Below are 23,167 nucleotides of genomic sequence, written 5' to 3'. Positions count from 1 at the left end.
AAGATCGCTCACTACATATTGAATGCTAATAATTCTTACTCTAGTATTAACAGTATAATTTTCATTCTTTTCAATAAATTCCCACTTTTTACACCTTGAGTCCCCTAAAACTTATGTTACATTTAAAGAAGAGAATTGATAGATTACCAGCTCAGGAGGGAACATCCTTGATCCAGACTTTGCAAAAAATTATTGGCATTCGGAAATTAAAAGAGTATGAAAAAGTTGTTCAAGAGATAAATTCAAAGGAGCCGTTCTTTGAAAGTCTAACCGATGAAGCATTACGTAAATTTACTTATCAATTAAAGCAAAAAATTTCTAATAACGAAGCTGTTATTCATGAAATTACAATAGATGCTTTTGCTCTAGTGCGCGAAGCATCCAAACGCGTTTTAGGGATGCGCCCCTATGATGTCCAATTGGTCGGCGGACTTGCATTACTTGATGGAAATATTGCTGAAATGCCAACTGGGGAAGGAAAAACATTGGTTTCCTCATTACCTGCCTATACTCGTGCGCTTGAAGGAAAAGGTGTTCATATTATTACTACAAACGAATATTTAGCCGGACGAGATGCGGACCAAATTGGGCAAATTCACGAATTTTTAGGTCTTACAGTAGGTTTGAACATTCCCAACTTAACCTTTGAGGCTAAAAAATCTGCATACAATGCAGATATTACTTATGGAATCGGAACAGAGTTTGGTTTTGATTATTTACGCGATAATATGGTCACTTCTTTAGTTGAACAAGTTCAACGCCCATATCATTATGCAATTATTGATGAAGTTGACTCAATATTAATAGATGAAGCAAAAACACCACTAATTATTGCTGGAAAAAAACCAACAAATAAACACTTATACTCGCTATGTGCGCGCTTTATTCGTACGTTTCTAAAAGATCGCGATTATTCTTTAGATGAAGAAACTAAAGCAATTACTTTAACTGAAGAAGGTATTTCAAGGATTGAAAAGGCATTTATGATTGATAATTTATATGACCTAGAACATACAACGCTTTTCCACTATGTTCATAATGCATTGCAAGCTGATTTAACATTTCAACGCGATGTTGATTATATTGTTCAAGAAGGCGAGATTCAACTAATTGACTTATTTACTGGCCGAATTATGGAGGGACGATCGTTAAGTAACGGTCTCCATCAAGCAATCGAGGCAAAAGAAGGATTAATAACAACTGAAGAAAACCATACCGTTGCGTCTGTAACAATACAAAATTATTTCCGTATGTACCCAATTCTTTCTGGCATGACTGGAACTGCAAAGACGGAAGAAAAAGAACTCCTACATGTTTATAACATGGAAGTTATTCGAATTCCTACAAATAAACCGGTAATCCGTATTGACCACGAGGATATTGTGTTTGAAAAAACAGAAGAAAAACTCAGAGCAGTTCTGGCTGATGTAAAATTACGACATAACAAGGGACAACCAATTCTAATTGGGACAACCTCCATTCGTCAATCTGAAATTTTAGCGGAATTATTAGAAAAAGAATCGATAAAGTTTCAGCTCCTTAATGCAAAAAATGTTGAAGAAGAAGCAAAGATGATTGCTCTAGCTGGTCGGAAGGGTATGATTACCATTTCAACCAACATGGCAGGTAGGGGGACTGATATCTTATTAGGTGAAGGGGTATCAGATTTAGGTGGTCTTCATGTAATTGGAACCGAACGTCATGAAAGTGAGCGTATTGATTTACAATTAAAAGGGCGTGCAGGGCGACAAGGAGATACTGGTTCATCTCAATTCTATCTTTCATTAGAAGATGAATTATTTGTAAAATATAATCCAGAAAAGCTAGAGAAATTATATAAGAATCTACAAGCCGATCAATTTGGTAAGGTACTAAATTCCACCATACATGACTTTGTTTCATCTACACAAAAGTTTTGCGAAGAAAAACAGTCCTCAATTCGTGATTGGCAGCTTAAATTAGATGGTGTTGCGAATGAACATCGCCGTATTATTTATCAATTAAGAAATAATTTTTTGCAAAATGAAATTGGGATAGATTGGCTTATTGGTCAAGTTGAAGAAACTGTTGACCACTTATTAATGCAATTCTATCCTAAAGATAGTTCACCTGAAGATTGGGATCTATTTGAAGGAAAAACAGCACTTGAACAACTTATACCACCACTTCGAATAGATATTGAACATTTTAATACTGAACAAGAGATTTGGCATAACGTAAAAGAAGCTTTTTCAGTATATAAAGATGTATTAAGTGGGATAGAGGAAGAGAAAAAAGTAAAACTTATTAGTATTTTAAAAAGCACGGCATTAAGTACTATAGATTTATATTGGACTGAACATTTAGAGCATTTACAACAATTGATTGAAGGGATACACTTAAGACAGTATCAACAAGAAGATCCAATTCGACTATATGAATTTGAAGGATTTACTCTGTTTAAACATACTTATAACTCAATACAACAAGAAATATCAACAAATCTTGCTTCAACATTCCAAGAATTATCTTGTCCACAGGGGGTAGTAAAACAAAATGTTATCATCGATTAAGCGTTTATTACAAAAGGGTAAAGATTCAACAGTTTCATCGAGTGATTTATTGCAACAAACATCTACTGATCAAGCAGTTCAAGTTGAAGAAAACGAAGTGGTTGAAATTTTTCCTAAAGTTTCATTCCATCCATTAATGCATATTGAAGATGAAAAGCGTTATGTATATCAATTTTTAAATAATGAGCTTTCTCCTTTAAAACCAAATCAATTGTCATTATCTGCAATCGAACTTGAAACTAATGATGACGGAAGTGCAACTGTTACAGCATTCGTTCGTAATAGTTTAGAAAAATTAGTTCGTTTAGAAGATGCTATTCTTTTATTGATTAGTGAAGAAGGAGAACTATTAGCTAAAAAAGGATTTAGATTGGAAGAGCTTGGCGAAATGCCTCCTTGCAGTAGCCGCCCATGGCGCTTTGTATTTGAACGAGAGTATTTACTAAAAGAGGATTTACCTGAAACAGGATTTGAGTTAGCATTTGATTTATCGAAAACTATCCACAGATTAGATATAGATCCATCATGGGAAGGACGACTTTCTGAAGAACAAATTACAGAATTAAGCAATCTTGTAAATTCCTTACCTAAATTACGCATAAATGAAGTGAGCTTACATGCTTTACGAGCAAGCTATAATGAAGAAGGAAACTTAGGCGTTAATATTTTAGTTCGAAATGGATCAACACAAGCTGTTAATTTAGAATTACTACCACTAGAAATGTTAAATGAGAATGGCGAAATAATTGCGAAAGGATTATTCACACTACCTCCATTAACAATCCTGGCAAATACGAGTAAACCATGGACATTTATCTTCCCTAAAGAACTAGTAGAAATAAATGCGTTCTCACAATGGACAATCAGAATACCTGATCAAGAAGTTATTTAAGGAATAATTAAAGTATAGATTCAAAAAGTTAAAAGCAGGATTTTTGATCAAATAAGATCTTAAAGCCTGCTTTTTTGTATTTCCTGCCCCTACTCTCTCCAAAGAAACTTGCCTCTATCTACCCATCAGAAGAATATCCTTCTATTAACTCCTTAATCATCATTAACTTTTCTTCATCTGATTTTAGCTTATATTCTACTTTCTGACTTAAATACATACTAATAATCTTTGTAGCTTTACTAATTTGTTTATCAAAGATGTAATAAGAAATTGGTAATGTCCTCTCTTCTCCATTCCTAAACTGTATTTTTGTTTTTCTTTTCTCTTTTATATATTTATTTATTTGGATAAAATTTAGCCATTTACAAGATATGTTATTTTGCGAAGATGTAGGAATCATAATAATTGATAATGTGGGATTAATCATAAGAGGAATCTTTTTCATAGTTGGATATTTACTTTTTACGACTTCGAGATGACCTTTAATAGATTGATTATGGTAAAGGGCGGATTCTTTTAAGATTGCTTTCATTGGCCGTTTTGAATAGATTACCCCTTTGTTTTTATCTGTTATTTTGGTTAAATACTCTGCATGATCTGCAGCTTCAATCAGCATTGTTTCATATGTTACAACATAATCTAATTTCGACATATATGCCTCCTTTGAGGATTTTATACATATCGATTATATCAAAATTATCTTTCCGTATTTTTGAAACTTCTATGACCGTCTAGCCAGTGTTTTAGTAAACTTTACTTCTTTTAAAAATAGTAATATATAAAATTTCAATTGATTATTTCTGGCAAATTTAAAGTTTTAAATTCAATACTCAACTTTCACTCTATTTTCTTATTCTTAATTGATGTTTCCAAATATGATATATTTCTTATTTTTTTATATAGTTACTTCACCGCGGAATAAACATAAGGGCATGCCTTTTAGGAAGGCAGTAAGCATGAAAAGTAGTGAAGAACATATAAATTATGAAGTTTTTTCAGGAAAATTGAGGCCAAGTACATTCGAGGAATGCTTAAACCAGTATTCCCGAATGATAAAAGCAACTATGAAGAAGCTACATATATACAAAAACTTAGATGAATATTATCAAATTGGTCAAATAGCATTATGGAAGGCTTATCAACACTATCAAAGTGATAAAGGGAGCTTTTCAAATTATGCATTTGTTACAGTAAGGGGCTATTTACTAAATGAGCTAACAAAGGCAATTAAATATGATGAGCGAAATGTAGTCGTAGAACAAAACCACGGGGATGTAATATATTGCGACGAGACATTTTCACTAGATCATTTTATAAGTTTTCTAGATGGTATTTCTCCCCTACAAAAGCAAATTCTAATTAGGCGTTTCTATTACGATCATGAGTTTCCACAAATCGCATATAACCTAAATATGAATGAATCAAGTGTTCGATCTAGTTATCGTTATGCATTAAAAAGACTAAGAGAACCAAAATAAAACTAAAAGAATAAAGTAATCTAATTAATGATTACTTTATTTTTTTACTTAACTAATGTAGTTTCATTATCTTCCAATTATCCCATTACTTTCTTCCTACTTATGTTTCCAGATAGACTATGTCACTGTGACTAGAAATTCAATTCTTATTATCATTTTTTTCTGATTTGACCTAAGGTAAGAAAATTATCCTAAAATTACTAAATTTCCCCAACTGATTATTAGTGTTTCGACATTTTTTAATCTAATGTCGAAATCTATTTTCTCGAAACTTTTCCAATTGTTGCAAATATAAAAAAACACCTTGATTTATCTAATGCGTTTAATATAATTGAAATATTAGTAATATTATTGTTTTTTTTGAAACTACAAATTCCTACAAACTACGTATTGGATTCATTATATAATTGTTTTATAAACTTTTTAAAAATTGTAATTAATAAACTAGAACTCCCACTAGAAAAAGGCAAACCAATTGAGAGATTGGGACGCAAAGCCACTGATCTTAGTTGTGAACATAGGAAAAAAGCACTAATTCACTGTATTTTTTAACTATTAAACGAACTAAGATAGCAGGGTTACCTAGGTATTTTATACCTTAATTTTAGGAGGCCATTATCCATGTACAGTGAATTGGAAAAACATTCTGCCGAATTAAACTGGATCGACTTACTACTAGAATGCATTGAAGTAGGCATAAGTCCTGATGAAGTGCGATCATTTCTTTACAATTGCGTTAAAGATTCGTGTCAAAACTAGGAGAACTACTCACTACTATGATATACTTTTTGTAATAGTCAAAAAGATATGGAGTAGCTTATATGATTGGAGAACGAATTAAAAAACTACGTTTACAACATGGAATGTCACTTACAGAGCTTGCAGAACGTGCTGGTATCGCAAAATCCTACATAAGTTCGATTGAACGAAATCTACAAAGCAATCCTTCAATTCAAGTACTTGAAAAAATTGCTGGCGTCTTCAATACAACGGCAGAAAGCCTCCTGAAAGATGATATTGATCCAACAAAAATTATTGATTCTGAATGGATGGATATCCTTCAAGAAGCAATTAATTCAGGTATACCAAAAGATGAATTATTAAAATTTATTGAGTTTAATAAGTATAAGCAAGGCAAATAAACCTTCAAATTAAAATGTTTCCATTTTAATTTGAAGATTTTTTTCTAACAAAAATAAGAAGGGCACTCTTCAAACGAAAGAGTGCCCTTCTTATCATTTATTTACGTAAATCATACTTTAAAGAAATGTTATCGATATATCCAGCATCCTTGCCTGCGCTTCCAGATTTATCTTTAGCATATGTAAGCTTTAACACATGATTACCTGGTTTAATTCCAAGATTTACATTAGACCAGTGGTTATCTGTTCCTGACGCATTGACAAGAACATTGCCATCTAATGAAATCGTTAAGATATCCTTATCTAGTTGTGATAGAACTAAATAATCAAAAGATAAGAATGCGTTGTATGCGTTATTTGGTACATTGATTGTCACTTCAGCAGTAGAAGAACTATTATTAGAAATGTTATTGCTAATTAAATAATAGTCAGTTTTCCCATCTACTTTTGAATTAATTCTTTGCCAATCACCAGCAATTGAAAATGGTGAACTTGCACTTTCAAAATCTGCTAGATAACTCTCTTGCGGCTTATATAATCCACTAGCTAAAGAATCTAAATCATTAAGTGTATCATTTTTAATAGTTGTAGCTTTAGTAGCTAACGCTTTTGATTTCTTAAATTCTAAGTCATTTGTTGCAGTATTGATAACATCTGTTATTCTAGCAATTTCACCTGATAAATAATCTTTTAGTTTTGCATCACTAGTGTTTTTTTGTACTTTAATTAAATCTGCTAAACTTGCTTTGGCTTTATCTAATTCATCCTCTAAAGCATCAAGCGCTTTTGCTTGCTCAGCAGAAATTGATAGTTTACCATTTGCAACTTGTGAACTGAAATCTGGTTTTAATCCCTTTACTTCAGCTTCAACACCGCTAGTCGTTTGCCCATTTAGTTGGTTTACTAATTGGGTAAATTCGTTTGGCGTATTTTGTTTAATGCCAGTTAAAGCATTGTTAATCGCTTCAACGTGTTCGCTTGACTGACCATTAATTGTATTAGCTCCAGCTTGAGATAATTCACCTTGTTTATTATTTACCCCATCTTCTGAGTTAGATAACAAAGAATTTAATCGATCCTTCATCGCACCAATTGCATCTGAAGTTTTTGTACCCAGTGTACTACTTACAGTAGATTGCGCATCATTTAAAAGTCGAGAGGCAAAATTTGTAAATAACGCTCCAGCATTTGTAGATGCGAATGCAGTACCTGTTGTTAAAATTCCTGCAGCCAATACGCCGACTGCAACTTTCTTTTTAATTGATTTCTTCTCCATTTTCCTTCGTGCCTCCATTAGACAGATTACACTTTTAGTGGTTTTGCAATTTTATGAATTGGTAAAATTGAAATAAGTACGTAACCCTTAATATCTTTAATAGGTATAAACCCAAAATCTTTACTTCTACTATCGTAGCTAATTCCCGGCTCTCGATTATCGCCCATAACAAATAAGTCATTTTTAGGTACCATTATTTTTTCCATATCTTCCGAAGTCCCATTTGTAGAGATTTCAGGGACTGGTTCGTTATTTACATAAATAATTCCCTTTTTAACAAAAACTGTGTCCCCAGGAACGCCAATTATTCGTTTTACAACATCAAATCCTTCAGATTCTAATCTCATAATCGCGACATCACCCAACTCCGGATCATGTGTAAAACGAGCTAATTTATTCACAAAGACTAAATCCCCATCATTTAAAGTAGGGTACATTGAAAATCCGCTCACCTTTGTTAGCCCAACTGTATTTAGCAAGATTACTAAAAGAACACTTAAAATCAGGAAGAATTTTAGCCATTCAGTTAATGATTGACTAAAAGTTTTTGTACTCTTTTCTTCTAATGTATTTTGTTCTTCAATTTTAGTAGCACCCATTACTGTTGACCTACCTCGCTAGACTGTTCTTGGCTGTTTCTATTTTGTGAATCATCTTTTTTTGAGTTAGATGTTTCATTTTCATTATTTGAGTTCACCATAGGAACCTGCTGATCCATTTCTTCTTCAGCTCGTTTCTGAGCGTTTTGTATAATTTTATCAATTTTTGCTTTTGCTTCTTGTACATCTTTTTCGTTCTTACTATCTATTTGCTTGATTAATTGATCTCCATACTTTTGTAGCTCTTCTTGCGATTCTAAGCTTTTTTGCGTTGCATATTTTTGAATTTCTTCGGCAGATTCATTAGACTTTTCTTGCACCTCTTTAACTAAGCGTGCTTTTTGCTTAATTGTTTCTGCTTCTGTCATACCAATAATATAATCACTTGCTTCCTGAGTTTGTTTTTTTGTCCACGCAGTCATTGCTGCTGGTAAATTCGTATCGGCAAATGAAAATGTTGTTGCGATAAGTAATCCACCACTTAACGTAACAGATCCAATTAAAAGCTTATTTATTTTTTTGGAGATCCATGTTTGTTTTTCTGTTTTTTCTGTATTATTCTGCATAATTTACCTCCCAATGACTACAATGAAAAAACAAACCTTTAGAGAATTTACTTCTTACTTATTAATTGCATCTACTAAATCTTGTAGCTGTTTAGTTGCATCGCTAACAGTTTGTTTTTGCGTATCTTCTAAAGTTTTGATAGAATCAGCTTTTTGTGTATCAATCTCATTTTTTAGTGAAGCCTCAATGCGAGCAATTTCAGATGATAAGTGATCTAAAACAGCTTTTTCTGAATCAGACGCTTGTCCATTAATTAAAGTAGAGATTTCAGTTTTGGCATCATTAATTTTTTGCGTTAAAGTGTTCACAGCTGTTGTGCGAGAAGAATTTAAATTAGTTTGAAGTTTTGTATCCGCACTTTTAGCAACTGCTGAAAGCTGAGTGTTAAAGCTACTATTTAGCGTATCTGATAATGCATTTAAATCAGAAGTTGTTTTGCCGTTTGTTGTTGAAACATAGTTAGCAAAATCGGTAGGAATACTCATATTTAAAGCTGCCATAGCTTCAGAAATTGCCGCAATATGCTCATTTAAAGCCGCACTAATTTGTTGATTTGCCAACTTTGTTTGAGCGTCTCCAACTGATTCGATTGTGTTTGCAGCATCAACTTTGTAATTATTTACGTTAGTTTTCATATCTGCAACAGAAGAATCATATTTTGGTTGGTATGATGAAGAAAGCTCAGTTTTTGCATCAGAAGTTTTCGAATTAGCCCAGTTTGTTAATAACTCCCCTGCATTAGTACTTGCGAATGCAATCCCTCCAGAAATAACTAAACCAGCAGATACAATACCTATTACAACTTTACTCTTAACCTTTTTCATTTCTTTCTCTCTCCCTAAATTGTATATATTTTGTATTCTGTTCTCCAGTAAGAACGTATACAATTTAACTATACAAAAGACTAAATAATCTAACAATTGAGTTGAACCTTTATGAAAAGTGCTATTTTGACAAAAAACGACGAGAATATTGTTTTTTTAAATCACTTTTTGACGATAATTGTATTTATTTGATATTTTCTGTTGGCAAAACAGAACTTACTAACTATCACTCTATTAATTAGTCCTTTTTACACATAAAATACAAAAATGATTAAACGTAAATGCTGTTCATTCTCTATTTTTTTTCATATTTCAAGGGAAAAAACAGGATTAAGTACTAGGTCTTTAGTAGTCTGCAGGTTTACGATCGAACATCAATATGTAGAAATTTGTAGAAACTACAGAGGATAGATATCAGAGGAATAGTCTTTCCGTTCAGATTAAAGATCAAAGCAAAAAACCCCGATTTGTAATATAGTTAAACTATATTACAAATCGGGGTTTTTTCTCTCCATAAAAATTCAGGCTATTGTGTTAATCCCAACTGATCGCGTAGTTCATTTGAAAGTGCTAAACGATTTTCTTCCGGTACTAAATAATAGTAGATTCCCTTAATCATTTTCCCACTTCCTTCTAGTTGCTGTTGTTCAATACTGACAGTGGCACCGCGGTAGCTTTTCTGTATATCGAACATTTCATCTAAGGTTAAATTAGTTTCTAGGTTTTTACTAATCGAATTTAATATATCCTTATAACTCACTAAACTTTTAATTTTTGTTCCTTTATTAATTACTTCCTGAATAATTTGACGTTGTCTAGCTTCTCGTCCAAAATCACCTTGTGGATCCTCGTAACGCATTCGCGAGAAACTTAACGCCTTTTCTCCATTTAAAGACAATAATCCCTTTTTAAAGTGAAAACCGTCATTTGTGAAATCTAGAGTATTCATAACCTCTACTCCACCAATTGCATCTACAACGCCTTTAAATCCCTCCATATTGACCTCTAAATAGTAATCAATAGGTATGTTTAAAAATTTCTCCACAGTGTTTACACTCATTTGTATTCCACCGAATGCAAATGCATGATTAATCTTATCAGTACGATTTTTCCCTACAATTTCAGTACGAGTATCGCGTGGAATACTAATAATTTTCGTCGTATGTTTTGTAGGATTAACTGTTATGACCATAAGGGAATCAGAGCGTCCCTGGTCACCTGGTCGTTTGTCTACGCCAAGGAGTAAAACTGAGAATGGATTTTTTTCCTTAACTTTGACGGGTTCGACCCTTTTTTCCGTCTTTTTAATTGGGTGATAGATAACGCTTGTCGTTTTTGTTACTTCATGATAAATATAAAATCCAGTAGCCCCAGCTATCACTACCAGTACGGTCAAAACAATTCCAATGCGCAACATTATTTTTTTCCAGCTCACGGGTATTGCTCCTTTTAGTAAAAATTAAAGAGTAGTTAGACTAAATTAAAGAAAATATATTTCAACGTCTTGTTAATTTTATTTTTTTTGTTTTAATGTTAAAACATTAATTTCAGGTGGGTTAAATAAACGAAACTTTAGGAACCGAATAAAATTGCTGCTTCCAAGACCTGTACTCACATATTGTTTAGTATGTTTGTACTCCCAAAGTCCTTTAACACGGTTTTGTGGAGGAAACAGACCACCCCACTTATACCATCCCTCTGGAACAAATGGTGCTCCTATAAAAGGTAAACGAATTTGTCCTCCATGATAATGTCCAGCAATAATCAAATCGTATTTACGGTCTCTAAACTTCAGACTAGAATCATTTAAAAGACTATCAATTCTCTTGTCAACTATAGGGTAGTGGTTAAGTGCAATTAAGACATCATTCTTTTTTAAATGATTGATACCGGACATCTCTTTTATTAATGATTTACGATACTCAATATACTGCTTCGTTTGTGCATATTCAGGTAAGAAGATTCCATTTGTTTGTTTTTCGCTTTGAGATGCGTTTAGGATCGACGTTTCAAAGTCAACGAAGTTAATTGAGGAATTGTTTTTTTTGATTGAATAAACAGATTCCAAGAATTTGACACCACGTTTTTCCATCCCTTTTATGAACTTACTTTTTACTAATACGCCTTTTGAATTTACATAATATGCATCTGGATCTTCATTTCCAGGTATATAAATAGCATTCTCTTTGTTTTGTATTCCTTTTAATAATTGGTAAAAAGGCTTAATATTAGTACTTTGGCTTTTAAGAATCATATCCCCAGTAAAAACAATGGCATCATAATCGGTGGAATTAATGGATCTTAACAAGCGACTTTGACTTTTACCAAACTCTTTACTATGCAAGTCTGTGATTTGAAGAATTTTATATCCTTCAAATTCTTTTGGTAAGTGGTCTACTATGACATCTTGTTTTGCTATTGTAATCCGGTTATTATCCCAAATTATATAAATTAATAGAGTACAGATAAATAATGTGATTAAACCTGCAACTACTTTTGCTAATTTATTTTTCAAAGTAACCGCTCCATTGTCCACTTTTTATACTAAGTATTGATAGCCCGTTCAAATAAAATTAATACTTAATCGTCTGCTTTAATTCAAAAAAATCAAAGAGCTCCTCAACGCTTTCAGATACATAAACATTTTTACATTTACTTGCGTCAACTTTACTTTCAAATCCGTAACCATAAGTCACGGCAATAAAATCAATTCCCACTTTCTCTGCACCAATTGCATCATGCATGCTATCGCCAATCAATACTACCTTTGACAAATCATTTTGCCCTACTTCTTCTAAACACCTTAAAATTAAATCAGATTTACTAAGCGTGTCGGCGTCATCGACTCCAAAAATAGCATCAAAGTATTTATTCAATTCAAAGTTTTCCAAAATTTCTTTCGCTAAATCATCCCTCTTTAGTGTTGCAACTGCTGTAGTACAGTTTTTCTCTTTCAATGAAACTAGTAATTCTTTAATATTGCTATAATGTTTTGCTTCGAATTTACCTTTTTCTTTATATCTACTTCTATATATTTTTACAGCTTCTCTTGCCACTCCTTCATTAAAACCACACTCTCGCATAAATGATTCGACAGGTGGTGGACCAATAAATCGTCTCTGTTGTTGAACTGTTAATTCAGGTGCCCCCATTAAAATTGCAGTATGATTCGCACCAATCATGATTCCTTCGGCTGTATCTAATAATGTTCCATCTAAGTCAAAAATGATTGTAGAATATTTCATATGACCTCCGCTTTAATATGTCTTACTATACAAATGAACATCTTTATAAATTGTCGAAGTTACATAGTGAATTCCCATATGCTTTTCTACAGTGGTCAAATAATTTTTTATTTCTTCATTCTTCTTAACAAGCTCAACCATTTCAATATGATTAATTAATTCTGTTGAATAGTAGTTTTTAGCCTTGTTTAAACTGAACCCATCAAATCCTGCAAGATACACATGATCAATAAATAAACGATTTAATAAGTTAATAGCCATTAATCCAGCATTGTCTGAAATTATGGAGTTTTCTAGCAGTAAATCAGAATAGTTAACGACTATAGATGAATCGACTTTTAAGTTTGTAATGTTAGATGTTGTTATTAAATTTGTTGCAATCGATAAATCTTTTATTACATCTTCCATACTTTTAAATCTCTTACTATTGCTAATAAAAATGGCATTACAGTTAAAAGTACTTGGTAAAAAATTTACACTAATAATAAATGGGTTCTCTTCGTTTATAAACGTTTTAATATACTCTAATTCTTTTTCAATTGATTTACCTGGTGCTATAATAAGTACTTTTTTATTACCAATTAGTTTCCTTAATTTCTTTAAACTTTCTGTATCGTCTACCAATTGCATTTGATGATTTATATATAAATCCTCAATATAATTTCCATCATAAAGATCACGTTTTTTCTTCGGGATTTTACTTAATATTGTATTGATTGATTTAACAGAAATCGTCTGTTTGTTCATTAAATATGATGCATAATTAGGGTGACAATTATTGATTGCAGCTATGAAATAGGGGACGGAATAACCCCATTTAGGCTCATTAAAAAATCTACTCAAATGTTCATCTACAATTTCCAATAACGGTACTATTTTATATTTTTCCTCAATATTTTCATTGATGTACTCGGAAATTAGCTCAGTGCATAAATTTCCCGCTCCTCTTCCCATACCAAATACCGAAGAATCTATTATTATATTTCTTTTAGTGTGCAGCGTTAACAATTCTTGGGCATTTGAAAAAGATAGTTGTAAATTATTATGAGAATGGAATCCGATGCTAATTGTTTTATCAAGATTATGATCTAGTAGATGGTACATTCTTAGTAAATTATTTTTGTACATGATCCCAAGTGTATCAACTAAGTAAAATGCATATGGTTTTAACGCATTAACTTTTTCGATCAAAGCTAACAGATTCGCATCAGTGTAGCTAGTAGTACCCACAGGTTGAATAAAAACTTTATACCCTTTTTCAATTAACATTTTTCCATATTCTAATGCTTCAGCGATTTCTTTTTCATTATCATGAAACGTTAATCGAATCCCATCAATTGAAGTACCATCATATACTTTTATTTTGTCGATTGAGATAAATGGTTGATCAATCATAGCTACGTAAATAGTATCATTATTTTTTGGCTGAATCAGTTCCTTGATCTTTTCTATATCATTGAAAATTGTAGTATCACTATCATAATCCACATCTCTAAGAAATCCACATTCAATAATGTCAATATTAGACTGTGTCAACTTTTCAATTACTTTTTTAACCGTTCTCTTGCCAAAGTTCCAATCGTTGATGTATCCACCATCGCGTAAAGTACAGTCGAGTAGCTTTATATTGTTCACTCAAAAACCACACTTTCTATACGATTTTTTATGATTTCCCGTACTTTATCTAAATCCTTTGGAGTATCTACAGATAAAGTAGTAACATTTGCTTCTACAAATTTTATCCTTTGACCATTTTCTATAAATCTAAATTCATCAATATCCTCAGCAGCCTCTAAAGGTCCCCTTGGAGCTGAATAACAGAAGTCCAATGCACTTTTTGTAAAACATTGTACTCCAACGAACTTCTTATAATAGAAATCGTATGTCCCTTTTGGGTAAGGAATTGGACTTCTGGCCAAATATAAACCATATCCAAAAACATCTGTTGCAATTTTTATTTTAGAGAAGTCTACGGCCTCTAAAGGATTTTTTAATTCTGTCATTAAATTTGATACATATAAGGAATTTGAATCAACTTCCTTAGGTAGAATCCTTCTAATTGCCTCAGTTTCAATTAAAGGTTCATCCCCGTTTACATTAATATAAAAATCAGAATCTATTAATGTAGAAACCTCGTATAGTCGGTCTAGGTGTGTTTTATGATTTTCAGAAGTCATAATCGTTTTTATTCCATAACTTTCACAAACTTCTTTAATACGTAAATCATCTGTTGCTACATATACTTCACTTAGTTCCTCTAATCCTTTTAATCGTTCGTGAACCCACCAAATCATTGGTTTTCCACAAATATCTGCTAATGGTTTTCCTGGAAATCTTGACGAATTATATCTAGCTGGAATTACTCCGATAATTTTCATATAAATCCTCCGTCTTTTTTTAATCCGGATACCGTTCTTTTTTAAGAACCACAGGATATATTAAAAAATCTTTTTTTATGTTAATTCAACTCCATATTCAAAAGCATTAGGAATATCACTAAATAATAGATTTTCATTTCTATAAAGTTCATATAATTTAAAGAAATTAATCTGTTCTTCTAAATAACCTAAATACCTTACATCTCTTTTTAGATTTTCTTGTAATTTAAGAAGAATATATTCCAAATAATAAATATATTGGTATGTTTCAGATTGGTCGACAAAATTTTTAAAGTTTATATTCTTCATATTGTTGCTAATAAAAAATTTATAGGCGTCTTCTATTTTTCTGCTTTGATTATATTTTACCGAGTCATCCATTTTTGAAATTATGTCAAACATGATAAAATAAAAGTCAAAGAAATAACTTCTCTTATTAAGAGTATTCCAATCTATTACTCTACACCCCAACTTATTTTTAAGAATATTTCCTTCCCAAAAGTCACCATGAGAAAACACTAAAAATAATTTCATTTCAGAAGGTTTCTCTTCCAGTTTCTCATTAATTTCTACAATAAAATCTTGAATATTTTTTGCGAAACTTTTTAACTTTTTATTTTCTTTTAAATACAATTCTACTAATTTATTGATCCTAATGTTTAAGTTTTGAATATGATTTTTCAATAATATTAATTGGTGGTTATTACTTAATATTATATCCTGTAATATTGGAAGAACTTCTGAATAGAAATGTTGATTATTCTTAAAATTAAATGATGAAGTTTTAATATTATAATATGACTCCTTCATAAATCGTTTTTTTATATCCCAACTTATTAACTCCGGTGCTAATTTACACTTTTGAGATTCTTTAAATTTCGTTATAATTTCTTTAATCTCCTTAATTGAAAAATGATTAGGAAAAAAAGTTATGAGAATCTTCTCTTTAAAATTTACAATTTTGTATTCCCCTTGAACAGTTACTAATAAACAGTGTCCATTATGTATTGTAGAAATATTGGGATGGGAACTTTGAGATCCAGGAAGTAAATATTTTTTTTTATAAATTAAATAGATAAATTCTATTACTCTAATTAAGCAAACTAAGGGTTTTATAAAATTTAACACTCGACTTCTTGTTTTTCTTGTAAAAAAATTAAAAGGTTTTCCTCGTAAAAGCATGTAGTATATAAGACTTACTATATTTTGATCTAATTTTATATATAGTAGCCTATATTGTAAATTATCAATAAAAATATATGTATTTTCTTTACTCTGCATTTGCTTTTTGCTTGAACTTTTTAGCATACATTTTTACCCCAAACTTATTTAATAAAAATACTACTCCACTTTGGTTTGTAACAAAGAACCCCTAAATAAAACCTCATCTAAATTTACTCTTTCAAATAGTTCTAGCATTCCTCCTCTTGTAGCGTTATATATTTTTATATTATTTTTATCTGCAAACATCTTAGCTTCTTTATAAGCAACAACCATTCTTTCGCCCGCTGTTAAAAACGTAGAGTCAACACCTTGATACTCCCTAAAGTGATGGTTTAAATTGCTTGGATAGTTACAATCTACACCAATCAAATAGATTTCTTTAAATCCCATATAAACTGCTATTTGAATCATTGAATACGTAATTGAATACCCATCGTATACCACGGCAAAGGCATTACCGCTAAACTTTGAATAATATTTTTTATGTGGAAAATCATGACTAAGTATATTATGTGGATATATAAAAGAATCATCTGAAACTTTTTTTTGTTTAACAATAAAGTCACTTATGAATTTACATTCGACCTCAAGTGACTCTATTTCCTTTTCAAATTGATTATATATCCCTATATCTTGAATTCCATAATATGTTGGTCTCCAATTTGTTTCATTAAAAGCTAAGCATATGGAATTCATACTATACGTAATTTCATTATGTAGTTTTTCTAAATCTTCAATAGTTAAACTAGGTCCAGTGCCTACTATAAAGCATCTCTCTCCAACATGTTTATTTTTTAGTAGTTTTAACTTTTTATATTGATTAACATGAGAGATTCCCATTAACCTTAAATACTTCATTAGATTAAACTTAAAAATATTAAATAATTTAGGTAACGTAATAAGTTGAATGAATCTTAATTTCTTAATAAAAAAATAAGTAATTTTATTTTGCTTTAACTTATTCTTAATACTCATGCATTCCAACACCTCGAATTTAATCTATCTAAGAAACTAAGTTTATACTAATATCTAATTCTTTTAAATTAGTTAACTTATTTAACAATCTAAAATCAGAAATATTATTACCAGCTAAATATAGTTTTTCTAGATTTACAAAATACTGTATACCATCTAAATTAGAAATATTCTGGTTTCTCAAATCTAGTTCTTTTATTAAGCTCAATTTCGATATAGAAATCCATTTATCATTTGGTCTCGATACTAATTCTCTTACAAAATTTTCAAAATTTCTATCTATGAAAGTAGCTGCACCAGCTAATTCAGCAGTTGTATAGAATTCCATTCCTAACTTTTTTGCTTCACTAATAATATACTGAATTGTATTAGGTGAAATTCTATACTTACCTGAACCAGTAGGGTCCTCTCCCCATCCAAATTCATCCCAGCAAATTTCATCTGGAATTATTGAATGACACATAAAGATTAAATTCATGCCTGTTTTTTTACAAATTTTCATCATTTTTTTTATATACTTAGGATTTTGCAAACAATTTCTATCTATACAAATTGAAGGAGCTAATCCAGTATGTTTAAATGGTGTAAGATTATCACCTACCAATTGTCCTCTAACAATTTTAAAGTATTTAGGTATTAACGCCTTAATATTATCTTCATTGTATTCTGCATATGGAAATGCAAAGGTAACAGGCTTTTTAAACTTCTCTTTTGTTTTAGAGTGTGATTGTTTTTCCAGCCAATCGAACAAGGGTTCAATCTCAGCATCTAACCACTTATATACACCTTTTTCACGGGAATATGTGTCAGCATTTTGATGTTTATAACCATGGTGTGCTATTTCGTGACCTTTGGCTTGTAACTCTAATAATAAATCTATTTCTTCTTGGGAATGCTCTCTTTCATTTTCAAAATGATGAAATGCATTTACATTAAAAGTTACTTTTACATCGTAATGTCCAAACAATTCTTTTCCGTATTTAGCCCATTGGCTAACTCTATAACTGTCGTCAAATGTAAATGCAATTCCAGGTTTATTTATATAAGGGGACATATTACTAAGCTTTTCGAATTGAATATTCTTTTCCATCTTTTTTATTAAATACTGCCAAAATCTATATGAGTGATACTTCCTCTTTACTTTTCTTAAAATATCTATTATTCTCTTCAACCTTAGTTTCCTCCTCCTACCCGTCTGAAATTATATTACTGACATTTTTAATTCATTAACAGAGACAAGTTTTCCATTACTTATCTTATATACAACATCACAATTTTCAATAGTAGTTAGTCTATGAGCAATGATTATTAAAGTCTTTTCACCTTTCAACTTATTAATTTCTGACATAATTTCTTTTTCCGTTTCATTGTCTAATGCTGATGTTGCCTCATCCATAAAAATTATTTCAGGATTATGATACAGTGCTCGAGCAATCCCAATCCGTTGACGTTGACCGCCAGAAAGTCTTACTCCTCTTTCTCCAACAGGTGTATCTAACTTCTCAGGCAGAGACTCAACAAACGCCTTTAACTGTGCCTGTTCTAGAGCTTTCCATACTGCTCTATCATCTATGTGAGAATTTGGCATTCCAAAAGCAATATTACCTCTAATTGTGTCATCTGTTAGGAAAATCGATTGAGGAATATATCCTATTTTCTTTTTCCAAGTTGACTCTATTTCGTGAAAATCCTTATCATCGACAGAAATGGTTCCTTTTTCCGGACGAAAAAGACCAAGAATAATATCTACTAGAGTTGTTTTTCCAGCGCCTGATTCCCCTATAAATGCTACTGATTGACCTATTGGAATCGTTAATGATACGTCTTTAATTGAATAGTCCTGTTGGTTAGGATACTTAAAAAACACACCATTCAATCTAATTGAATCCTTAAATGTCCCCTCTTCATTAATAGATAAATCTAAAGAGTGATCTTCCGTAAAAATTTGCGAAAGCTCTTCTGAATTTACAAATAAGTCTTCATAGATAACAGTTAAAGCTGGCCTATTATATCGAATAGTTGAAATCATCGAGATTACTCGATTAATAGAAGGCATAAGTCTAAAAGCTGCCATTGCAAATAGAGCCATAGTAGATACTATTTTTGTCATCGTAATCCCTTGGAAAATAATGATCAACATAGTAATAAGAACAATTGATACAATTAACGTTTCAATAAACAACCTTGGAACTTGGTCAAGCATCATGATATACCGTTTAATAATTGCATTTTTTTGGCTCTGCTCTGCATAAGCATTAACAAAAAAGTTTTCTTTTCCTGATACCTTCACTTCTTTACTTGCGCCTAACCCCTGGTTCATCCATTTAATCATCTGCCCGTTAACTTGCTGTTGTTCTTTTCCTATTTCACTCATCTTTTTCCTAAACATTTTTAAAAACAATATGACGCTTCCGCCTAATAAAAAGGAGGCTGTTAATGTTGCTACTGGAGTTGTATATAATAACAAACTTAAAATGCAAAATATTACAAGTAACTCCGTAAACAATTGAAATCCGGATAAAATAATCCCCTGAAACACTTTAGGTACTTCCTCATTTACATTTCGAAGTAATACTGCTGTGTTTCTTTGTAAATGAAATGTATATGGTTTTGTTAAGTACCCATTAAATAGTCTTTTTGACAATTTAACTTGTTGGTTAAGAATCACACGGTTCTGGGAATATTGAAACAATAAAATATATAAATTTTTTAAAACAAAAATCAAAAGTAGTACAAAGACCGAAAAGATCAAAAAAGATGTTGTCGATTTAAATTGAAATAACTCATAAATTGTATTTAAAATCTTTTGTTCCTTTATAATCGAAGGATTCGTAACAATACCTACGAATGGAACGATTAATCCAATCCCTACTGTTTCAAACATCGCAGAGACTATCATCATAAGAAATAAGACTAACAACTTTTTCTTTTCTCTTTTGTTAAAGAGCAGAAGTAATTTATTTAATGTATCTCCCAATTCTCTTTCACACCTTTACAATGAAATATCTAAAGATATCATCAATTTTTAAATGCTATCTGTTGTTTTCAATTTTACTTTTCCATTTTATAAACTCAAAAATAGATTTATACTCATGGATTTTTTCAATATCAATTCCTAATTCCTTAAGTTCAATTGCAAAATTGAACCATTCCTTTTCAAGGGGATGCTGTATTTCTGCATTTATACCTAACAAAGTGCTCATATCGACACTTAGTACTTTCGTAATCTTTTCCATAACTTGAATAGATGGATTCTGGTTTATTTCACGTTCAATGTTACTTAAATAGGACTTAGAAATATTCGCTTTTTCAGCAAGCTCAGATAATGTTAACCCCTTCTTTTTACGAATTTCTTGTATTTTTTTTCCTATCATATTTTCACCTCTTTTAGCTTAAAGAGTTCTTTATAAATTGTATTTTTAAGACAACTTATAACCCTGTTTTGCTCTTCTTCTGTTAAGTTTGATCCAGAAGGAAGACATATGCCTGTTTTAAATAAGATTTGAGCTACATCTTCATTTTTATCATGTGAATAATAAGGGGTATTTTCAAAAAGGGGCTGCATATGGAGCGGTTTCCATACATGACGAGCTTCAATATTTTCTTCTGCCAATGCTTCAATTAGACGCTTAGTAGAAATTCCTAATTCTTGGTCAATTGTAACGACTGTAAGCCAGCGATTACTCCTTGTATTTTTTAATTCAGGCATGAACGATAAACCAGTTATATTTGATAGTTCTTTAGAGTAACGTTCAAAGATAAGTCTTCTTTTTTCTACTCTTTCATCCAATACTTCTAATTGAGCTCTTCCAATTCCAGCTAGTATATTACTCATTCGATAGTTATATCCCATTTCACTATGTTGATAGAATAGTGTTGAGTCCCTTGCTTGAGTAGCTAAAAAACGAGCTCTTTGTAGGGCTTCAACGTCATTAGAAATAAGCGCTCCTCCTCCTGACGTTGTAATGATTTTATTTCCATTGAATGAAAAAATACCAAATCTTCCAAAGGTACCACTTACTTTACCTCTATATGTTGATCCCAGTGATTCAGCCGCATCTTCAATGATTGGAACATCAAATTGATCACATAATGCAAGTATTTCGTCCATTTTTGCACTTTGACCATATAAGTTCACAACAATTACAGCTTTTGGTAACTTATGTTCCAAATGTGCATCCTGAAAAGCTTTTTCAAGAGCCCTCGGAGACATATTCCACGTATCTGACTCTGAATCAATAAAAACTGGCTGAGCTCCTAGATAAAGAATCGGGTTCGCGCTTGCCACAAAAGTAAGGCTTGAACAAAAAACCTTATCACCTTTTGTTACGCCTAATAAAGAAAGAGCCAAGTGAATTGCCGCCGTTCCTGAATTGACGGCAACTGCTCCACTGGCTCCTACGTATGAGGCAATCTCTTTTTCAAATGCGTCAACATTTGGTCCTAGAGGTGCAACCCAATTCGAATCAAATGCTTGATTAATATATTTTTGCTCATTTCCACTCATATGTGGAGGAGAAAGATAAATTTTTGATAAAGACATTTGTAAACCCCTTCTCGTTTAATTTTTAATTCCAACAGCTAACTTTTTAATTACTTTAGCAGGACTTCCCACTGCACAACTGTAAGGTAAAATATTTTGTAAAACAGTTGATCCCGCTCCAATGACTGACCATTTTCCTATTTTCAAGCCTGGTATAATAGTTGCAGAAGCTCCTATATGGACTCCTTCGTCTATTTCAACATTTCCAGTTAATGTTGCATTTGGTGAAACATGTGAGTAATCCCCAATCAAATTATCATGTTCAACAATCGAGCTTGTGTTAATAATGCAATGGTTTCCAATTTTTGCACCTGTATTTATAACTGACTTAGGCATTACAATTGTCCCATTCCCAATGATAGCTGATGGGCTTATTATTGCTGATGGATGAATAATTGATAAATATTGATCGCTATTTATATTTAGTAAATTTACTATTTTTTTTCTTGTATCATTATTACCAATCGCAATGATTACTTTAACTTGAAAAGTAAGGTATTTTTTTATAGAATCTACAGGACCATATATGATTTCATTCTCCCGTTTTTCAATAGTAAATATATCATCTAAAATAGCTATGATTTCGTGATTTGTTAAAGAGTGTACCATTTCTTGAATGACTTTACTGTGTCCACCATTTCCTAATATAATTATTTTCATACTACATCACTTCATATGAACCCTTAAATTTTTCAATCGTCGCTTGCCCTTGCTGACTAATGTCTTCTTTCTTGATCACCTTAATAAACGTTAAGAATAAAATTTTTAAATCTACTATAAGACTGAAGTTTTTTACATACCAAATATCAAATTTAAATTTCTCTTCCCAAGTGATTGCATTTCTACCGTTCACTTGAGCCCAACCAGTTATTCCAGGCTTAACATCATGGCGTTGCATTTGCTCTTTCGTATAAAGAGATAAATATTCCATTAAAAGTGGTCTTGGACCTACTAGACTCATCTCACCTTTAACGACATTAATCAACTGTGGAAATTCATCTAAACTCATTTTTCGAAGGAATATTCCAAATTTGGTTAATCGTAACTCGTCAGATAATAGCTCACCATTTGAATCCTTTAAGTCAACCATTGTACGGAATTTGTATAAGTTAAACGGTTTCCCGTTTAATCCTGGCCTTACCTGAGTAAATAAAATTGGTGATCCCATTTTGAATCTTACCATTACTCCAACAACTAAGAGGATTGGAGAAAAAGCAATTAATATCATTAGAGAAATAATTAAATCTATACTTCTTTTCATATAATTGGACCCCCTATTTAAGCTTACTTACATTTACTAGGTTCGTGTTACGCAGGGTCTGTATTTTATAAATGATTTCATTTACAAAATCCTGTGTTTTTATATCAACTTGTTCATTACCTTTTTTATAAAAGCTTTCAAGAATCTCCTTTAACTGCTCCTGATTCAAGTTAATCGATTTCAAAGTTTCCTCCTACTTAATTTGAAACAA

At 31.5% G+C, this 23,167-nt stretch carries 24 protein-coding genes and 1 riboswitch; of the genes, 5 read left to right on the top strand and 19 right to left on the bottom strand.

The genetic code is table 11. The features are described from left to right. The first annotated feature begins 167 nt into the window (after positions 1-167). Together secA2 and AB1282_RS07290 are read left to right on the top strand one after the other, a co-directional pair. Positions 168-2,552: an accessory Sec system translocase SecA2 gene (gene secA2 / locus AB1282_RS07295; RefSeq protein WP_429898787.1), complete on the top strand. Its 2,385-nt coding sequence runs from the start codon at positions 168-170 to the stop codon at positions 2,550-2,552. Next, entirely contained in the window at positions 2,536-3,444 is a 909-nt protein-coding gene (locus tag AB1282_RS07290; protein WP_056469476.1) for an accessory Sec system S-layer assembly protein, read from the top strand. Before secA2 ends, AB1282_RS07290 begins: the two co-directional genes overlap by 17 nt. A 118-nt stretch (positions 3,445-3,562) precedes the next feature. On the opposite strand, the gene AB1282_RS07285 is transcribed toward AB1282_RS07290, so the two are convergent. Continuing rightward, positions 3,563-4,096: a competence protein ComK gene (locus AB1282_RS07285; RefSeq protein ID WP_056469474.1), complete on the bottom strand. Its 534-nt coding sequence runs from the start codon at positions 4,094-4,096 to the stop codon at positions 3,563-3,565. Positions 4,097-4,400: 304 nt separating this feature from the next. On the opposite strand from AB1282_RS07285, the gene AB1282_RS07280 reads away from it, so the two are divergent. The 3 genes from AB1282_RS07280 (at position 4,401) to AB1282_RS07270 (ending at position 6,064) form a co-directional block, all read left to right on the top strand. Then, complete coding sequence (locus AB1282_RS07280) at positions 4,401-4,922, top strand: sigma-70 family RNA polymerase sigma factor (protein WP_056469471.1); 522 nt, start codon at positions 4,401-4,403, stop codon at positions 4,920-4,922. A 455-nt stretch (positions 4,923-5,377) separates the two neighbouring features. Further along, a riboswitch (cyclic di-GMP riboswitch) is annotated at positions 5,378-5,508 on the top strand. A 35-nt stretch (positions 5,509-5,543) separates the two neighbouring features. Beyond that, positions 5,544-5,681 (top strand): hypothetical protein, encoded by a 138-nt coding sequence (locus AB1282_RS07275; protein ID WP_156339643.1) that lies wholly within the window; start codon positions 5,544-5,546, stop codon positions 5,679-5,681. Positions 5,682-5,743: 62 nt separating this feature from the next. After that, a complete protein-coding gene (locus tag AB1282_RS07270; protein WP_025671315.1) occupies positions 5,744-6,064 on the top strand; it encodes a helix-turn-helix domain-containing protein in 321 nt (106 codons plus the stop codon). A gap of 97 nt (positions 6,065-6,161) precedes the next feature. On the opposite strand, the gene AB1282_RS07265 is transcribed toward AB1282_RS07270, so the two are convergent. The 18 genes from AB1282_RS07265 to AB1282_RS07180 all read right to left on the bottom strand — a co-directional run bounded on the left by AB1282_RS07265 (position 6,162) and on the right by AB1282_RS07180 (position 23,140). After that, entirely contained in the window at positions 6,162-7,340 is a 1,179-nt protein-coding gene (locus tag AB1282_RS07265; RefSeq protein ID WP_429898786.1) for a hypothetical protein, read from the bottom strand. 26 nt (positions 7,341-7,366) lie between these two features. Next, positions 7,367-7,939, bottom strand: a complete 573-nt coding sequence (lepB, locus tag AB1282_RS07260; protein WP_429898785.1) for a signal peptidase I — start codon at positions 7,937-7,939, stop codon at positions 7,367-7,369. Then, positions 7,939-8,505 carry a hypothetical protein gene (locus AB1282_RS07255; protein ID WP_056469462.1) on the bottom strand — a complete coding sequence of 189 codons (567 nt, stop codon included), beginning with the start codon at positions 8,503-8,505 and terminating at the stop codon, positions 7,939-7,941. The genes lepB and AB1282_RS07255 overlap by 1 nt, the downstream gene beginning before the upstream one ends. Positions 8,506-8,559: 54 nt before the next feature. Then, entirely contained in the window at positions 8,560-9,330 is a 771-nt protein-coding gene (locus AB1282_RS07250) for a hypothetical protein (RefSeq protein WP_056469460.1), read from the bottom strand. 526 nt (positions 9,331-9,856) lie between these two features. Further along, on the bottom strand, positions 9,857-10,747 hold the full coding sequence (locus tag AB1282_RS07245; RefSeq protein ID WP_429901077.1) for an LCP family protein: 891 nt from the start codon (positions 10,745-10,747) through the stop codon (positions 9,857-9,859). 96 nt (positions 10,748-10,843) lie between these two features. Next, a complete protein-coding gene (locus AB1282_RS07240) occupies positions 10,844-11,845 on the bottom strand; it encodes a metallophosphoesterase (RefSeq protein ID WP_429898784.1) in 1,002 nt (333 codons plus the stop codon). A gap of 58 nt (positions 11,846-11,903) precedes the next feature. Further along, on the bottom strand, positions 11,904-12,575 hold the full coding sequence (locus AB1282_RS07235) for an HAD hydrolase-like protein (RefSeq protein WP_429898783.1): 672 nt from the start codon (positions 12,573-12,575) through the stop codon (positions 11,904-11,906). 12 nt (positions 12,576-12,587) lie between these two features. Further along, positions 12,588-14,210 carry an aldolase catalytic domain-containing protein gene (locus AB1282_RS07230; RefSeq protein WP_429898782.1) on the bottom strand — a complete coding sequence of 541 codons (1,623 nt, stop codon included), beginning with the start codon at positions 14,208-14,210 and terminating at the stop codon, positions 12,588-12,590. After that, complete coding sequence (locus tag AB1282_RS07225) at positions 14,207-14,953, bottom strand: 3-deoxy-manno-octulosonate cytidylyltransferase (RefSeq protein WP_429898781.1); 747 nt, start codon at positions 14,951-14,953, stop codon at positions 14,207-14,209. The genes AB1282_RS07230 and AB1282_RS07225 overlap by 4 nt, the downstream gene beginning before the upstream one ends. A 75-nt stretch (positions 14,954-15,028) precedes the next feature. Further along, positions 15,029-16,261, bottom strand: a complete 1,233-nt coding sequence (locus tag AB1282_RS07220; RefSeq protein WP_429898780.1) for a hypothetical protein — start codon at positions 16,259-16,261, stop codon at positions 15,029-15,031. A gap of 33 nt (positions 16,262-16,294) precedes the next feature. Next, the gene (locus AB1282_RS07215; protein ID WP_429898779.1) at positions 16,295-17,152 is read right to left on the bottom strand and encodes a 6-hydroxymethylpterin diphosphokinase MptE-like protein; all 858 of its coding nucleotides are present in this window, start codon (positions 17,150-17,152) and stop codon (positions 16,295-16,297) included. A 28-nt stretch (positions 17,153-17,180) separates the two neighbouring features. Further along, positions 17,181-18,323, bottom strand: a complete 1,143-nt coding sequence (locus tag AB1282_RS07210; RefSeq protein WP_429898778.1) for a polysaccharide deacetylase family protein — start codon at positions 18,321-18,323, stop codon at positions 17,181-17,183. Between the two features lie 30 nt (positions 18,324-18,353). Beyond that, the gene (locus AB1282_RS07205) at positions 18,354-20,129 is read right to left on the bottom strand and encodes an ABC transporter ATP-binding protein (RefSeq protein WP_429898777.1); all 1,776 of its coding nucleotides are present in this window, start codon (positions 20,127-20,129) and stop codon (positions 18,354-18,356) included. A 55-nt stretch (positions 20,130-20,184) separates the two neighbouring features. Further along, positions 20,185-20,526: a helix-turn-helix domain-containing protein gene (locus tag AB1282_RS07200; protein ID WP_390310010.1), complete on the bottom strand. Its 342-nt coding sequence runs from the start codon at positions 20,524-20,526 to the stop codon at positions 20,185-20,187. Next, on the bottom strand, positions 20,523-21,695 hold the full coding sequence (locus AB1282_RS07195) for a DegT/DnrJ/EryC1/StrS family aminotransferase (RefSeq protein WP_429898776.1): 1,173 nt from the start codon (positions 21,693-21,695) through the stop codon (positions 20,523-20,525). Before AB1282_RS07195 ends, AB1282_RS07200 begins: the two co-directional genes overlap by 4 nt. A gap of 18 nt (positions 21,696-21,713) precedes the next feature. Beyond that, positions 21,714-22,355 carry an acetyltransferase gene (locus tag AB1282_RS07190; protein ID WP_429898775.1) on the bottom strand — a complete coding sequence of 214 codons (642 nt, stop codon included), beginning with the start codon at positions 22,353-22,355 and terminating at the stop codon, positions 21,714-21,716. Between the two features lies 1 nt (position 22,356). Further along, positions 22,357-22,956 carry a sugar transferase gene (locus tag AB1282_RS07185; protein ID WP_429898774.1) on the bottom strand — a complete coding sequence of 200 codons (600 nt, stop codon included), beginning with the start codon at positions 22,954-22,956 and terminating at the stop codon, positions 22,357-22,359. Between the two features lie 13 nt (positions 22,957-22,969). After that, positions 22,970-23,140: a hypothetical protein gene (locus AB1282_RS07180; RefSeq protein ID WP_390310002.1), complete on the bottom strand. Its 171-nt coding sequence runs from the start codon at positions 23,138-23,140 to the stop codon at positions 22,970-22,972. Positions 23,141-23,167: the final 27 nt, after the last annotated feature.

The sequence above is a fragment of the Gottfriedia sp. S16(2024) genome (genome assembly GCF_050473765.1).
Lineage (GTDB): Bacteria > Bacillota > Bacilli > Bacillales > Bacillaceae_G > Gottfriedia.
The sequence above is the reverse complement of the archived record's forward strand: the minus strand, read 5'-3'. Positions and strand labels throughout refer to the sequence as shown.